Below are 14980 nucleotides of genomic sequence, written 5' to 3'. Positions count from 1 at the left end.
TTTTATCTTTTTATTATACTATATTGTGAAAAATTTTTCACGAATTTAATGATTACATTTACAGGACGCCTGCTATACCGTACAATAGAAGATATAATCTATTGGAGGTGTTTATGAATACAGTACCGCGAATATTAACCATTCAGGATATGAGCTCCATCGGTCGCTGCGCCCTTACGGTTATGATTCCTATCATCAGTGCCATGCGATGTCAGGCGGTTCCGCTGGCTACAGCTGTATTAAGCAATCACTTAGAATATCCGCACTATGAATTCGTAGACCTCTCCGACCACATGCGCGATTTTATGGATTGCTGGGAAAAGAATAACATCGATTTTCACGCTATCGTCAGCGGCTTTTTGGCATCTCCCGAGCAGATTCAGCTCGTAGAGGAGGCCATTAATCGTTTTGGCAATGATAACCAAATGATTATCGTCGATCCGGCTATGGCCGATGACGGCCGTCTTTATTCCATCTATACATCGGACATGGTCGTTGCCATGCGCCACCTCGTATCTAAAGCGCATATCGTCAAACCGAACTATACGGAGGCTTGTTTTTTATTGGATATACCGTATTCAACACAACCTATCAGCGAAGATGAGTTGCGACACCGCTGCAAGCAATTACATCAGATGGGACCGGACATGGTCATCATGACCAGTGTACCATCCGAAACGCACGCCACCATCGCCGTATACAACGGCATTACAGACAACTTACAAACCTATTCTATCCCGCTGGTACCTGTAAAAGCAACCGGAACCGGAGATATTTTCACCGCCGTGTTATCCGGTGCCGTCATGAAAGGATACTCGCCGTACGATGCGGCAGAGCTGGCTATGAATTTTACGACAAAAGCGATTCAGGCAACCGTAGATAATGTAAAATCAATGAAACATGGTGTGGCATTCGAACTCGTCTTACCGGAATTAATAAATTTGTAATAAAAATTTTAAAGAGGGGAATTTATGGATTTAATCTATGCATTACTGCGTACACTTCTGATTTGCGCCATCGGTTTACTCATCGCATTTCTGGGGCGCCGTAAAGGCTTATCGATATTTAACTTATCCGGCCGGATAAACCGTTTACAATTTATCATACTATTTATCGTGCTGATGATATTATTCTATATCGTCCATATTCTTGACACTAAACTGATAGAATTCGTCGTATCTTTACCGGCATACTGGATTTCCCGTGCTTTCATATGGATATTATTAGCCACCCTATTCCCGTTATCATGTGCTCTCTTCGGACGACGCATTCACGATATCGGATTTAATGCATGGGCCGGTATTCTCTGGTCAGCCATTATCATTTTCATCAATACCTATACAGCCGTCTCCCCGGTTAATTATTTATTATACCTTTTTATATGGCTCGTGGGTTTTCTGTTCTGGGTTTTGCCCGGCCAACCGGAACCCAATGAATATGGTTATCCACCGTTTATGAGCGTACCACAAAAAGCTTTCAAACCGGCGAGAGAGCCAAAAAGCGAACAGGCTCAGAAAAAACGAAAAGCCGCACGAAAACGTCGCAAAAAGAAAAATCTCTAAGCTATCCGCTTGCAGTAATTGATATACAAACACTAGTTTAATATACAAATACAATTACTACAAAACGATTAACCTACCTCAACCAATGATACCGTATCTCGTAAATGAAATGTCCGCCTACGATTAGATTAAAATAAATCTAACAGCAAGCGGACACGATAAATCCGAGATACGGTATTTTTATATCATATTATATTTATATATTTAAAACGTAATTGCTATCAAAACATTTATTACCGTCTATACATACTCAATTCATCAATAACATCAGTTCTATTAATGTACAGCCGATATAGGCAATGATAAATTTAACCTTCTGTTTCCGCGCTCGGTCATCATCAGCAATCTTTAAACGATTCGCTAAAAAACGCTTATCCCGAATTTGAAGCAATAAGTGCTTGATACGCTCCTGGCTTTCATTTGCGGTACATTCATCACAATCCGACGTAAGTGTCGCCTGCTGCATGAAGATACGACGATGTAATTTGCGCATCTGAATCTTGATATTGTTATGTACAAAGGCGCTCTGCCACTGCTTACGCGAATCAAAGTACATATACAGATAGCGCGGAATATTCATCACCAGGAAGGAGATAATAAAAATTCCCAGAGAAATCAAGAAGTATGTGGAAAAGGAAAATTCCAAGGTTTCCGTCGGTAAATAGTGATGCAGGATGATGAAGGTAATCCATACACCGATTGGCAACAGTAAAACCGCCGCTATATCGATAGAGCGCAGCCAACTGGTACGAGTCGGCACATCCGGTACCGTAAAAGTATCCACCGGATCATGAAACGCATAGTAATCCAACTGTAATACGGACTGACTGGTTCTCGGATTTCCCAACAGAATAGGGCCAGTGCTGCCGATATGGCGTTCCGGTAATGGTATAAACTTCTTGACCCTCGTATTCGGCAAGAGATCGAATTGAATGATACCTTTCTTTTCAAAACGCATGGTGGAACCCTTTTCACCCAGTTCAATGGGATTAAAGAATATTCCAAACAGGCTGAGGCACCAATTCCCAAGTAGATGGAGAACGGAATTTAGAATAAAACCGCCTGTATCTATATTATTTGTATCTAACCGTATGGCAAATGATGATGAATAATCATCGAACCATAAATCTTCTAAGGTAAACTCCACATTGATTACATTCCCCCACTTCGTAATAATGGACAGGAATATCTGATTATTCGGTTCAAACTCAAAGGTTACGGAATAAAATAACCAATGATTGCGAAGAGCGGCACGCAACATGCGATTAACCATATCCTCTTCTATATATAATAGACGATGATCGAAGAGCTCGGGCTCCATCGATACAGTATTACTAACAGTAGTAGACTCAATCGTCGTGTCCCGTTCAGACAATGCTTCATCCACCAAAGCACGTAATTTGGTGAAAATTCTAGTCATAACCCCTCCAAGGGTAACATGAAATAGCTTTTAACACTCAAATTATACCATATATTGCGTAATTTATCGATATAAGGCTACTAAATCTGCTACCCGATTCGTGCCATAGACAAATAACAGTATTCATAAAATCTTCCGCCCGATGCAATAAGTTCATCGTAAGTGCCATCTTCAACAATTTGCCCCTGATCCATAAATAAAATACGATCCATTTTTTCCAGACCTTCTAATTGATGAGTGATATAAAGACATGTTTTTTCCTCTATGTATTTCATCAAGTCTGTATGTAAAGACCTTCTGGTCACCTGATCAAGACCTTCTAAGGGTTCATCCAGCAGCACGAGTTGCGGGTCGCGCAAAAACAATCTTGCCAAGGCAACGCGTTGTCGTTCACCACCGCTCAAGCCATGCCCGCCGGATCCGATAATGGTATCAAGCCCCATCGGTAGCCGATTTACAACCGACTGCAAAGAAGCTCTTTTAATGGTCCTATTTATATCGTCATCGGATGCACTCGGTCTGGCGAGCCGAATATTATCCCTCAAAGAAGCATGGAAAATATATGTATCTTGTGTAATGGTCCCCAGTAACTCTCTCCACGCATCGATAGCGATATGTTTTAACTCATGCTTCCCTATATCAATCGAGCCACCGTAATCATAAAGTCGCTCCAGCATATTAAACAATGTTGTTTTACCGGAGCCGCTGGCTCCGACAATTGCTACAGATTGCCCTTTAGGGATGAATACATCAAGATTTTCATAAATAGTATTATGTTCATCATACGCAAAGGATACGTCTTTAAAATGTATATGTTCTATCGTATCAATCAGCTCCGGCTGTCCATTTTCGATTACAGAAGGTCGCTCTTGCGCTAAAGCTAATAAACGATTCGTCGCAATCCGGCTTTCAACACCGTGATGAACAGCGGCTATCATCGGCTGCAATGATTCAAACCATGCCTGAATACCAATAGCCGCTACGGCTACCATAACGCTCGCATAAAGCCCCGACAACGCATGTGCAGCCATACAGGACACTATGATAACTGTTAACTGTATACACGCGATAAAAAACGTATTCCCACGATTCATATTCTTATCTATGGATGACTTACAATCATCAATCGCGGTCATCATAGATTGAATTCGTTCATACACAAGATTTTCATTGCCGTAACTGATGATATCCTCCAAACTGTCCATTGTATCGCTAAGTAAAGCTTTGTATTCGCCCTGCTGTGGTGCAATTACGCGAAGATTTTTTTGATTATAACCATATACAACTATTGGTAATATAATCCCCGTCACGACTGCAGCTATCAAAACGGGCCATAACAGGCCAGGGCTGATTGTAAAAGCACCGTACGCTACTAATGCGGTCAAACCGATAGCAGCTATCGGCGGAATTAAGGTACGCAAATAGAAAAATTGTAATACTTCAATGTCCCCCATAATACGGCTTAACATATCGCCTGCTCCAATACGTTTCAAAATCGCCGGTGCAAGCGGCTCCAACCTTTTATAAAACCAGAGGCGCAATCCGTATAAACCCTGAAACGCCATGCGATGCGATGTATATCGTTCAAAATATCGACACACGGCACGACTGATTCCGAAGAAGCGTACCCCGACAATAGCAAGGCTCAAATATGTTATATCCGGATGTAACGCGGCGGAGGCCAATAACCAAGCGGATACACTGAGAAGACCTACATTCATAAAAACCGTAAGGAATGTAAAAATCAAAGCAAGTACGAGGGACCATTTAGCAGGGCCAAGAACAGAAAATAACAGCTTCCAGCCTTGTAAATCAATAATGGATCCAGCGCCGCTTCTCTCCAAGCTTTTTTTATGTGGCGTGTCGTCCCCGTACATCGCTTCAGCACGAAGCGAAGGATGTACCGATTGACCAACCGGCACATTCTCCGGTGCTTCATAGCCAGATTCATACAATGTGAAAGCTCCCGAAACGGTATCATCTGATTTACCAACATCAGCAGATAGTCCGTTCGAAGCTATATCAAGCTTTCCGGTTCCTGCCGATACTAACTCCTTAAAATATCCATCAGTATTGATGAGTTCATCATAGGTACCTTGTTGAATAATATGTCCGTCTTTCAACACATAAAGAGACGATGCCCAATGCATCGTCTGCAATCGATGTCCGATGAGAATGACGATTTTCCCCTTCATCAGGCGTTGAACGGCACGACTGATTATAGATTCTGTTTTTACATCCAAGTGAGCTGTCACTTCATCCAGGACAAGAATTTGTCCCCGTCGTAAAAATGCACGCGCTAGTGCTACCCGCTGTCGCTCACCACCGCTAAGACCTGCACCGCCTTCACCGATAACCGTATCGAGGCCTTCCGGTTTACGTTTGATTACGTCGATTAACGCCACCTCATTACACGCATTTAAAATGTCCTCATCACTGACATCCAGGCCAAAGGATAGAATCTCACGCAGAGTTCCTTTCATAAGATGAGGCCGTTGAGATACATAAATAACTTGTCGACGCCACCAGTCTATATCTAACTCCGTTATATCATAACCGTCAACAAAAACCGTACCTGTCGGAGCCTTTAAAAATCCGCCTACAATATGAGCAATCGTTGATTTCCCCGCTCCACTTTCACCGACAAGCATGACGGGTTTATCACGATGCGCCTGTAAAGATATATGGTGTATACCGTTTTTACCCTCTCCATAGGTAAAGGTTAATCCATCAATTGAAATCTCTTGTAGCGGCTCACCGATACATTGAGATCCACCTTCGGGTAAAAGTGATTGAGATGCCATAAATTCTTCGTATTTAAGTATAGACGTCTTTCCGGCCATCCCTGTATGGAAGGCCGCCCCCAACTGTCTGAACGGTGTATAAAACTCCGGTGCCAGCAGTAAAATAAAAAATGCCGGTAAAAAAGCGATATCTCCATCCAGCAAGGTTAAACCTAAATAGACAGCGATCAAAGCGGTACTGATAGTACTCACTAATTCAAGCACTAATGCGGACAAAAAAGCGACACGCAACACACGCAACGTGGAATCTTTAAACTCTCGAGATAAACGGGCTATAACATGAATTTGCTCTTTTGCACGACCAAACAGCTTCAATGTCGTAATACCTTGTAGCACGTCAAGAAAGTGGCCTGATAAAAAGCTCATACGTTCCCACTGTTCCTTGTTGAAGCGATCTGCCTGCTTTCCGATCAGGATCATAAAAAACGGAATCAATGGAACGGTTATGATAAGAAGAATACCGATAATCGGCATCGTATTTACAATGGCAATTCCCATCACAAGGGGAATCATGACGGCATAGAGAATTTGCGGAATATAACGAACCACATAGGCATCCACCTGGTCTAAGCCATCCGTGATCATATGAATCATATCGCCATGTCGCTCTTTCTGCTGCACGCCGAGCTGAAACATATGTCGTAATGCGTGAGCACGAAAAGATGCTTTCACGAAGCTCCCCAGCCTCGATGCTATCGTCTCCTGTAAATAATGAGAACCCAGGCGAAATATAATGGCAATCCCTAAATAAATCAAAATATCAAGTTCATCCTGAACTGAATGCTCCAAGAATATGAAATTATTAAGTAAAACAGCAAAAAACCATGCCTGTGCAACTATGGCGAGGCTTTCAATAAAACATGTCATCCCGAGTAAAAAGAACGGTCCCTTATGCTCGAGTAACGCCTTTAATGCGGTACGTTGTATCATATAATATCCCTTTTAAAAGTACTAATTCTAAATTGAATCTAATTTTATCAATATTACACTCATCTTACCACAAAAAAGAGACGTGCCGCTACAGCACGCCTCACACAATGAATACTAATTTTCATGATTCAGATAATATGAACTTTGAATACTATAAATTCCATCCGATTAGTAATGTAAATCTTTTTCTGTTACACGATGACGGAATGTCCAATATACCCAGGATTGGTACACCAAAATAATCGGTACAAACACGAATGCTACGCAAGTCATTAATGCCAATGTGTATGTAGAATTTGCCGCATTAGAAATTGTTAAGCTCCACTCAGGATTCAAGGACGAAACCATAATACGAGGGAATAAGCCGGCAAAATATGCGACGGTTCCTAAAATAACGGCTAAAGAGCTGAATACAAAACCCCATTTTGTATTACGAGTACGTGTAGCTCCCCAGGAAATAAGAAACGACAAAATCGCTAACGTGAAACAGATAAGAGCACCTACGGAGTTAAATAAATCGGTATATACATAGGTAAGTACCGCCAATGCTATGATGCTGATAGCAGCTGGAACGCCGGCTACTAATGATGCAGCTCGAGCACGTTCAGATATAGGCCCGGCAGTCTTAATAGATGTAAATAAACCGCCATGGTATATAAATAACAAAACAAATGCTATGCCGCAGGGAATAGTATATGCGGTAAATAAATCTGAGATTGTGCCCACATAGGTCATACTTCCATCGATCGGTGTACCTTGAATCAAATCGCCTACCATAATGCCCCATAATAAAGCAGGGATTAACGAGCCGAAAAAGATACAGTAATCAAAGGTCTTACGCCATAATAGATTAGGGCTTTTGGAGCGGAATTCAAAGGATACGCCGCGAATGATAAGCATAGAAAGCATCAAAAATAGTACCAGATAGAAACCGCTGAATAATGTAGCATATACATGCGGGAAGGATGCAAACAAAGCACCGCCAGCAGTAATCATCCACACTTCATTGCCATCCCATATAGGACCTAGCGCATTAATCATTTGGCGACGTTCCACATCAGTTTTACCGATGATCGGCAGCAAAATTCCTGTTCCATAATCAAAGCCTTCTAACAAGAAGAAGCCCGCAAACAGTATGGTAATTAAGATGAACCATACCACCTCAAGGTTGTTCCAAATCAGTTCCATAGTCGCGCCTCCTCTTTTTCAACCACATCATGAGACGGATTACCTTCCGGACCTTTTTTAATATGCTCTACAGCAAGGTAAATTGCCGCAATAGCCGCTAATAGATACATGAGAGTAAAACCGATAATCGTCGTCAAAATTTCACCTGCCGTTACAGCTTTAGATGCACCGTCCGCAGTGAGTTGTAAACCATATACAAGCCATGGTTGACGCCCCGCTTCCGCTACAAACCAACCTGTGGAATGCGCGATAAACGGCAACGGTAACATCCAGAACATAATTTTTAAGAAAATGCGATTTCCTACAAGCTTATTCTTCGCATTGAGGATAAGTCCTACAAAAGCGACAAGCAACATGAGAGAACCGGCAGCGACCATGATACGGAATGTCCAGAAAATAGCTCGTACATCGGGGATGTAGTTACCAGGTCCATATTGAGCCTCGGACTTAGCCTGTAATTCTTTAATTCCTTCCACCTTGCCGGAAGTGAATGAATTTTGAGTCAAGAAAGACAAGCCACCGGGAATTTCAATGGCACCTGTATTTTTCTGTTCCTTTACATCGATATTGGCAACCAGCGAGAATGGAGCCGGATCCTGTGTTTCCCATAACGCTTCCATCGCTGCCATTTTCATCGGCTGTACCTTTGTAACATATTGCCCCTGATGGTGACCGGCCAAGGCCCCCAATGTACCGAATACAAGGGTAAAAACCATGCCCCATTTAGCAGACTTGCGATAAAAATCAGTGGCATTATTACGCAATAAATGCCAAGCACTGATAGACATGATGATTATACCGGCAGTTAATAAACCATTAAATACGATATGGAAGAATTGTCCCGGCACGTAACCGTTTTGAATGATAGTAAAAAAGTTCTCCATCTCTACACGGCCATTACGTAATACATACCCTACAGGATGCTGCATAAAAGAATTCGCTACGAGAATCCAAAAGGCAGATAGACTTGTCCCCAACGCTACCAACGTAGCTACAAAAGCATGAACCCCTTTATTCAAACGGTCCCAGCCGAAGATCCACGCACCCATAAATGTAGATTCCAAGAAAAATGCCATTAATGCTTCAAGGGCTAACGGAGCTCCGAAAATATCCCCCATAAAACGAGAGTATTCCGCCCAGTTCATACCGAAGTGGAATTCCTGAACAATACCCGTCACAACCCCCATAGCAAAGTTAATAAGGAATAATTTCCCCCAGAACTTTGCCATTTTTTTATATACTTCTTTACCGGTAGCCACATAGGTCCACTCTAAAATAGCTACGATCACTGTCATGCCTATCGTAAAAGGCACGAATAACCAGTGATAAATAGATGTTAGCGCAAATTGTAATCGAGCTAAATCTACAGCCTCAAACATCTGTTTTCCTCCTTAGAATTAAATTCCTACCATCACTTGATGAGCTCATCGATTTCAAGACTTGCATCATTGCACTTGTGAAAGTGGTCGTAATTCTTGCAATATAGCCGCCTCTCGCTCAGCCAACTGGTAAAAATTAACCCCTTCTAACTGATCTATTAGTTGATGTTGAATGATTCCCATCGCTTCATTAATAGCACAACGTCCCTTACAAGACTTTGAACATGAACCCATATCATATAAACATTGTTGTAAATACGCATCCCCTTCTACCGCTCTAATCACATCGAGCAATGAAATATTTTTAGGTTCACGATTAAGTGCAAACCCGCCATCCACACCGCGGAAGGACCTCATAATCCCTGCTGCAATAAGACTACGCATAATTTTGAGCAAAAACCGTTCAGGAATTAACTCCCTCTCGGCCAACACAGCACCTGTTACCCTTTCTCCAGGAGATAACAAAGACATATGTAAAACCATACGAAATGCATAATCCGTGGCCTGATTTAACTTCATATAATCTCCTTTCTTATACACACGGACTTACGTATTACTAAGACTAGTATAAATGAAAGAAAACAATACTGCAATGGTATTGTTTTCTTTTTTCATGATTAACTCATCGTTTATTTAGTTATTTCTCTCACCAAATGAGCCATTTCAGGAATAATCAGTTTTCCCATAGCCAATGTAACCGCCCCTACGGATCCGGGTACAGAAAATATAAGAGTATGATTATTGACTCCCGCCTCTGCCCGAGACGCCATAGCCTTTGTACCGATATCTTCCGTATAGGATAGGAACCTGAAAATCTCACCAAATCCGGGAATATGCTTTTCATATAAACTGTTAGCGGCCTCAATCGTAACATCCCGTTTAGCAATACCTGTACCGCCTGTAGATATGATGACATCGATACTTTTATCATCACACCAGGAAATCATGGCATTGCGAATTTCATTATAGTCATCGATAACAATCCGTCGCGCCGCAACAATATGATTGGCATTTTCTAAAAATTCCTGTACCTTATTACCGCCCTTGTCGGTCTCCAATGTGCGTGTATCTGAAACAGTCAATACCGCAACACGTAACGGTCTTACTACAACTTCCTGAGACATAACTCCTCCTAGAATAATGGAACTAAAGAGGCCAGCTGAATCCACCCCTTGTCACGCAATGTATCGCGTAACCCCCATGTATATTGAATAAACGGCGCACAATGTAGGCGCAATAAAAATGATAAATAAGTCGTATCACCTTCAAATACCGCGAGTCTTGGCAACGCATATAAATTATCCCCCGGTTTTACCGTCCCCGGTTGAACCGTGAAAGCCATCTTATATCCCGATGTCTTTGTAACATGTTGAACAATACCGTTATTAAATCCGCCCGGATACGCTAAATATCTTACCGGCTCGCCTAGTATGGCCTCTAACGTCGTTTTGCCTCCACCAATTTCATCTGGTAATTGAGTAAAATCCACATGTGTTAACACCTTGTGATGATTTGTGTGCCCTTGTACATCAAAACCGCCTGCCTCCATTTTATGTAGTTCATCGATGCTTAAAAATCGGTCTGTATTCACTGCATCACTGATCATAAATAGAGTCGCCTTCATATTATATTCTTTCAAAATGGGCAATACATTATTGTAATTATCGATATACCCATCATCAAAGGTAAGCACAATCGGCTTATCCGGTAATGCCGTGCCCTTCTCTACATAATCATAAAGCTCATCCAAAGTTATCGTGTGATATCCATGATCATGGAGATACGCCATTTGACGATGAAATTCATCTACTTTCACAGTCAGCGACGACTGTTTCTCATCATTCACCTGATGATAATTAAGAACCGGCACGCCATAAATTTTATAATCGGTTGATATGCCCCACATGATACCGATTGCCGCGGCTAATAAAGCAATAACAATGAAACAGGCGAATACTATATTCTTAATACATCCTATGCCATACTTATACATAGTTTTTATCACTCCCATCATTTAGATACGTATCGAGAATACCATACTTTAACCTGTTTTTTCAATAAGAATCCTTATGAATTAAGAGGTACACACAAAAAAAGACACACTACTTTTCGCTTGCCCTACTTGCTTCCTCACTGTGGATTTCCCTTTACTGCTTCGCAGTTCGGTAAATCTTACGTTCGGAAGAAGGTGATGTGTGGGCCCCATACGTCGTTTCACTCCTCTGTGGCCTCACACCCTACCCTTCCCACGCCGTCTTATTGATTTATACAGATAGATACTACTTGTACAACTTTGGCTGGAGACGGCTTTAGCAGAAATAACTAGTCGAAGACTAACAAAAAGAAAAAGGCCTACCACTCGGTAGACCTTTTTCTTTTTGTTAATCAGCGACTTCCTATCCTCCCGGGCCGTCTCCAGCCAAGTACTTTCGGCGTTTATGAGCTTAACTACTGTGTTCGAGATGGGAACAGGTGGATCCTCATAGCTATCGCCACTGAATCTGTCAGAGTTTGTACTCTGAAAACCACATAGAAGTATATATATTTGTTGCACATTTCTGCTTAATGTTATATGTTGCGTCCCATACTCAAAGTACACGTCCGAAGGATTGCGTCGAAGCCTGTGGATTTCACATCGTGAAATCTTACGTTTCGACGTAAGCGACTCCACGCAACTTGTGCGTCGCGTTGCTCCTTCAAGTTGGTTACGCTGCTTAAGTAAAGCCCTCGATCGATTAGTACCAGTCAGCTCCAAACCTCACGGCTCTTCCACACCTGGCCTATCTACCATGTCGTCTACATGGGATCTTACTAGCTTATGCTATGAGAAACCTCATCTCAAGGCTGGTTTCACGCTTAGATGCTTTCAGCGTTTATCCGTCCCGAACGTAGCTACCCAACTGTACCCTTGGCAGGATAATTGGTACACCAGCGGTTCGTCCACTCCGGTCCTCTCGTACTAGGAGCAGCCCCCTTCAAGTTTCTTCCGCCCGCGATGGATAGGGACCGAACTGTCTCACGACGTTCTGAACCCAGCTCACGTACCACTTTAATCGGCGAACAGCCGAACCCTTGGGACCTACTTCAGCCCCAGGATGTGATGAGCCGACATCGAGGTGCCAAACCTCCCCGTCGATATGGACTCTTGGGAGAGATTAGCCTGTTATCCCCAGGGTAGCTTTTATCCGTTGAGCGATGGCCCTTCCACTCGGCACCACCGGATCACTAAGCCCGACTTTCGTCCCTGCTCGACCTGTCCGTCTCGCAGTCAAGCTCCCTTCTGCCTTTACACTCTTCGAGCGATTTCCGTCCGCTCTGAGGGAACCTTTGGGCGCCTCCGTTACTCTTTTGGAGGCGACCGCCCCAGTCAAACTGCCCGCCTAAGACTGTCCGGCCGGTCGTTACTCGGCCCGTTAGAAATCAATTAATCAAAGGGTGGTATCCCAACACCGACTCCTCTAAGACTGGCGCCCTAGATTCTCCGTCTCCCCCCTATCCTGTACATTCATTAACTAAGTTCAATCTTAGGTTGCAGTAAAGCTCCATGGGGTCTTTCTGTCCAGTCGCGGGTAACCTGCATCTTCACAGGTACTTCAATTTCACCGGGTCCCTCGTTGAGACAGTGCGCAAGTCGTTACACCTTTCGTGCGGGTCGGAACTTACCCGACAAGGAATTTCGCTACCTTAGGACCGTTATAGTTACGGCCGCCGTTTACTGGGGCTTCAATTCAGAGCTTCGACCAAAGTCTAACCCCTCCTCTTAACCTTCCAGCACCGGGCAGGTGTCAGCACCTATACGTCAGCTTTCGCTTTAGCAGGCACCTGTGTTTGTGGTAAACAGTCGCTTGCGCCTCTCTTGTGCCACTCATTCATGCTCCGAGCGCTTCTGCCCTTCACACTACATGAGTCCTCCTTTTCCCGAAGTTACGGAGGCATTTTGCCGAGTTCCTTAACGAGGGTTTTCCCGCGCACCTTAGGATTCTCTCCCCGCCTACCTGTGTCGGTTTTGGTACGGGCAGTGTGTCTCTACCTAGAAGCTTTTCTCGACAGTCTAGGATCAATCACTTCGCGACTATTGCTAGTCACTCGTCATCACATCTCAGCTTTCAGAGTGACGGATTTGCCTATCACTCAACCTACCTGCTTAAACACGCTCTTCCAATCGCGTGCTGACCTACCTTACTGTGTCACTCCATCGATCAAACAATTCACACCGGTACAGGAATATCAACCTGTTGTCCATCGCCTATGCTTTTCCGCCTCGGCTTAGGTCCCGACTTACCCTGAGTCGACGATCGTTGCTCAGGAACCCTTAGGCTTTCGGTGGAATGGATTCTCACCATTCTTTTCGCTACTCATACCGACATTCTCACTTCTCACCAGTCCACAGCTCCTTCCGGTACTGCTTCTATCCGATGAGAACGCTCCCCTACCCATATACATTGCTGCATATGACACGACTTCGGTTTTACACTTTAGCCCCGGACATTTTCGGCGCAGAGTCTCTCGACCAGTGAGCTATTACGCACTCTTTAAATGGTGGCTGCTTCTAAGCCAACATCCTGGTTGTTTTGGAAACTCCACATCCTTCGCCACTTAGTGTAACATTGGGGACCTTAGTCGGTGTTCTGGGCTGTTTCCCTCTTGACAATGGACCTTATCATTCACTGTCTGACTCCCGAGTATAAGTATAGCCATTCGTAGTTTGACTAGGTTCGGTAACCGGTATGGCCCCTAGCCCGATCAGTGCTCTACCGCCTATACTCTCTACCTCGAGGCTAGCCCTAAAGCTATTTCGGGGAGAACCAGCTATCTCCGTGTTCGATTGGCATTTCACCCCTATCCACAACTCATCCCAAAGCTTTTCAACGCTCACGAGTTCGGTCCTCCACACAATTTTACCTGTGCTTCAACCTGGCCATGGATAGATCACTACGGTTTCGGGTCTACTATTACTAACTGAACGCCCTGTTCAGACTCGCTTTCGCTGCGGCTCCATGTTTTCCACTTAACCTCGCTAGCAACAGTAACTCGTCGGTTCATTCTTCAATAGGCACGCCGTCGTCCTGATATATATACAGACTTCGACTGTTTGTAGACATACGGTTTCAGGTTCTCTTTCACTCCCCGCCAGGGGTTCTTTTCACCTTTCCCTCACGGTACTATGCGCTATCGGTCGATATCAGTATTTTGGCTTGGAGGGTGGTCCCCCCTGCTTCCCACAAGGTTTCACGTGTCTCGTGGTACTCCGGATACAGTCCCGTGCATGCAAGGTTTCGATTACAGGGCTTTCACCTTCTACGGCTGAGCGTTCCAGCTCCATTCTTCTACCTCATGTACACTTGATGACTGTCCTCAACCCCGGTGCGGTTGCCCGCTCCGGTTTGGCCTCTTTCCCGTTCGCTCGCCGCTACTAAGAAAATCTCGTTTGATTACTCTTCCTCCGGGTAATTAGATGTTTCAGTTCCCCGGGTGCCCTCCTCATAGTCTAAGCTATGGGTGACAGTGCATAACCACTGCCGGGTTCCCCCATTCGGATACCTACGGGTCAAAGGTTGCTTGCACCTCTCCGTAGCTTTTCGCAGCTTACCGCGTCCTTCTTCGGCTGATATCGCCAAGGCATCCACCGTACGCCCTTATTATCTTTACTTATTTTGCGTTAGCATGTGCGCCTATCGTCGTCGCCCCACGCTCGAT

9 protein-coding genes and 2 rRNA genes are annotated in these 14980 nt (G+C 43.9%); 2 read left to right on the top strand and 9 right to left on the bottom strand.

Features of this window, described 5'->3' with window-relative positions; genetic code table 11:
* The first annotated feature begins 113 nt into the window (after positions 1–113).
* On the top strand, positions 114–947 hold the full coding sequence (locus VEHSUH05_RS05120; RefSeq protein ID WP_054674768.1) for a pyridoxamine kinase: 834 nt from the start codon (positions 114–116) through the stop codon (positions 945–947).
* A 24-nt stretch (positions 948–971) separates the two neighbouring features.
* Positions 972–1562 carry a DUF805 domain-containing protein gene (locus VEHSUH05_RS05115; RefSeq protein ID WP_105090939.1) on the top strand — a complete coding sequence of 197 codons (591 nt, stop codon included), beginning with the start codon at positions 972–974 and terminating at the stop codon, positions 1560–1562.
* A gap of 250 nt (positions 1563–1812) precedes the next feature.
* Here VEHSUH05_RS05115 and VEHSUH05_RS05110 read toward each other — a convergent pair whose 3' ends face one another.
* From VEHSUH05_RS05110 to VEHSUH05_RS05070, 9 genes are all read right to left on the bottom strand, one after another.
* On the bottom strand, positions 1813–2982 hold the full coding sequence (locus tag VEHSUH05_RS05110) for a hypothetical protein (protein WP_038117130.1): 1170 nt from the start codon (positions 2980–2982) through the stop codon (positions 1813–1815).
* An 89-nt stretch (positions 2983–3071) separates the two neighbouring features.
* Positions 3072–6716, bottom strand: a complete 3645-nt coding sequence (cydD, locus tag VEHSUH05_RS05105; RefSeq protein ID WP_105090938.1) for a thiol reductant ABC exporter subunit CydD — start codon at positions 6714–6716, stop codon at positions 3072–3074.
* Between the two features lie 168 nt (positions 6717–6884).
* A complete protein-coding gene (cydB, locus tag VEHSUH05_RS05100) occupies positions 6885–7904 on the bottom strand; it encodes a cytochrome d ubiquinol oxidase subunit II (RefSeq protein WP_105090937.1) in 1020 nt (339 codons plus the stop codon).
* Positions 7895–9283, bottom strand: a complete 1389-nt coding sequence (locus VEHSUH05_RS05095; protein ID WP_105090936.1) for a cytochrome ubiquinol oxidase subunit I — start codon at positions 9281–9283, stop codon at positions 7895–7897. Before VEHSUH05_RS05095 ends, cydB begins: the two co-directional genes overlap by 10 nt.
* Before the next feature lie 66 nt (positions 9284–9349).
* Entirely contained in the window at positions 9350–9802 is a 453-nt protein-coding gene (locus VEHSUH05_RS05090; protein WP_105090935.1) for an RrF2 family transcriptional regulator, read from the bottom strand.
* Positions 9803–9912: 110 nt separating this feature from the next.
* Positions 9913–10407 carry a MogA/MoaB family molybdenum cofactor biosynthesis protein gene (locus VEHSUH05_RS05085; protein WP_105090934.1) on the bottom strand — a complete coding sequence of 165 codons (495 nt, stop codon included), beginning with the start codon at positions 10405–10407 and terminating at the stop codon, positions 9913–9915.
* A gap of 8 nt (positions 10408–10415) precedes the next feature.
* Positions 10416–11276, bottom strand: coding sequence for a polysaccharide deacetylase family protein (locus VEHSUH05_RS05080; protein ID WP_105090933.1), 861 nt, complete (start codon positions 11274–11276; stop codon positions 10416–10418).
* Positions 11277–11666: 390 nt separating this feature from the next.
* Positions 11667–11783, bottom strand: a 5S ribosomal RNA gene (gene rrf, locus VEHSUH05_RS05075).
* A 215-nt stretch (positions 11784–11998) separates the two neighbouring features.
* A 23S ribosomal RNA gene (locus tag VEHSUH05_RS05070) occupies positions 11999–14933 on the bottom strand.
* Between the last annotated feature and the right edge of the window lie 47 nt (positions 14934–14980).

It is taken from the genome of Veillonella denticariosi JCM 15641 (assembly GCF_002959855.1).
GTDB lineage: Bacteria > Bacillota > Negativicutes > Veillonellales > Veillonellaceae > Veillonella > Veillonella denticariosi.
This window is presented reverse-complemented; position numbering and strand designations above follow the sequence as displayed.

Coding starts and splice junctions, on each gene's coding strand:
- cydB (WP_105090937.1), bottom strand. CDS start 7,904: ATGGAACTGATTTGGAACAACCTTGAGGTGGTATGGTTCATCTTAATT.
- cydD (WP_105090938.1), bottom strand. CDS start 6,716: ATGATACAACGTACCGCATTAAAGGCGTTACTCGAGCATAAGGGACCG.
- VEHSUH05_RS05120 (WP_054674768.1), top strand. CDS start 114: ATGAATACAGTACCGCGAATATTAACCATTCAGGATATGAGCTCCATC.
- VEHSUH05_RS05115 (WP_105090939.1), top strand. CDS start 972: ATGGATTTAATCTATGCATTACTGCGTACACTTCTGATTTGCGCCATC.
- VEHSUH05_RS05080 (WP_105090933.1), bottom strand. CDS start 11,276: ATGTATAAGTATGGCATAGGATGTATTAAGAATATAGTATTCGCCTGT.
- VEHSUH05_RS05095 (WP_105090936.1), bottom strand. CDS start 9,283: ATGTTTGAGGCTGTAGATTTAGCTCGATTACAATTTGCGCTAACATCT.
- VEHSUH05_RS05085 (WP_105090934.1), bottom strand. CDS start 10,407: ATGTCTCAGGAAGTTGTAGTAAGACCGTTACGTGTTGCGGTATTGACT.
- VEHSUH05_RS05110 (WP_038117130.1), bottom strand. CDS start 2,982: ATGACTAGAATTTTCACCAAATTACGTGCTTTGGTGGATGAAGCATTG.
- VEHSUH05_RS05090 (WP_105090935.1), bottom strand. CDS start 9,802: ATGAAGTTAAATCAGGCCACGGATTATGCATTTCGTATGGTTTTACAT.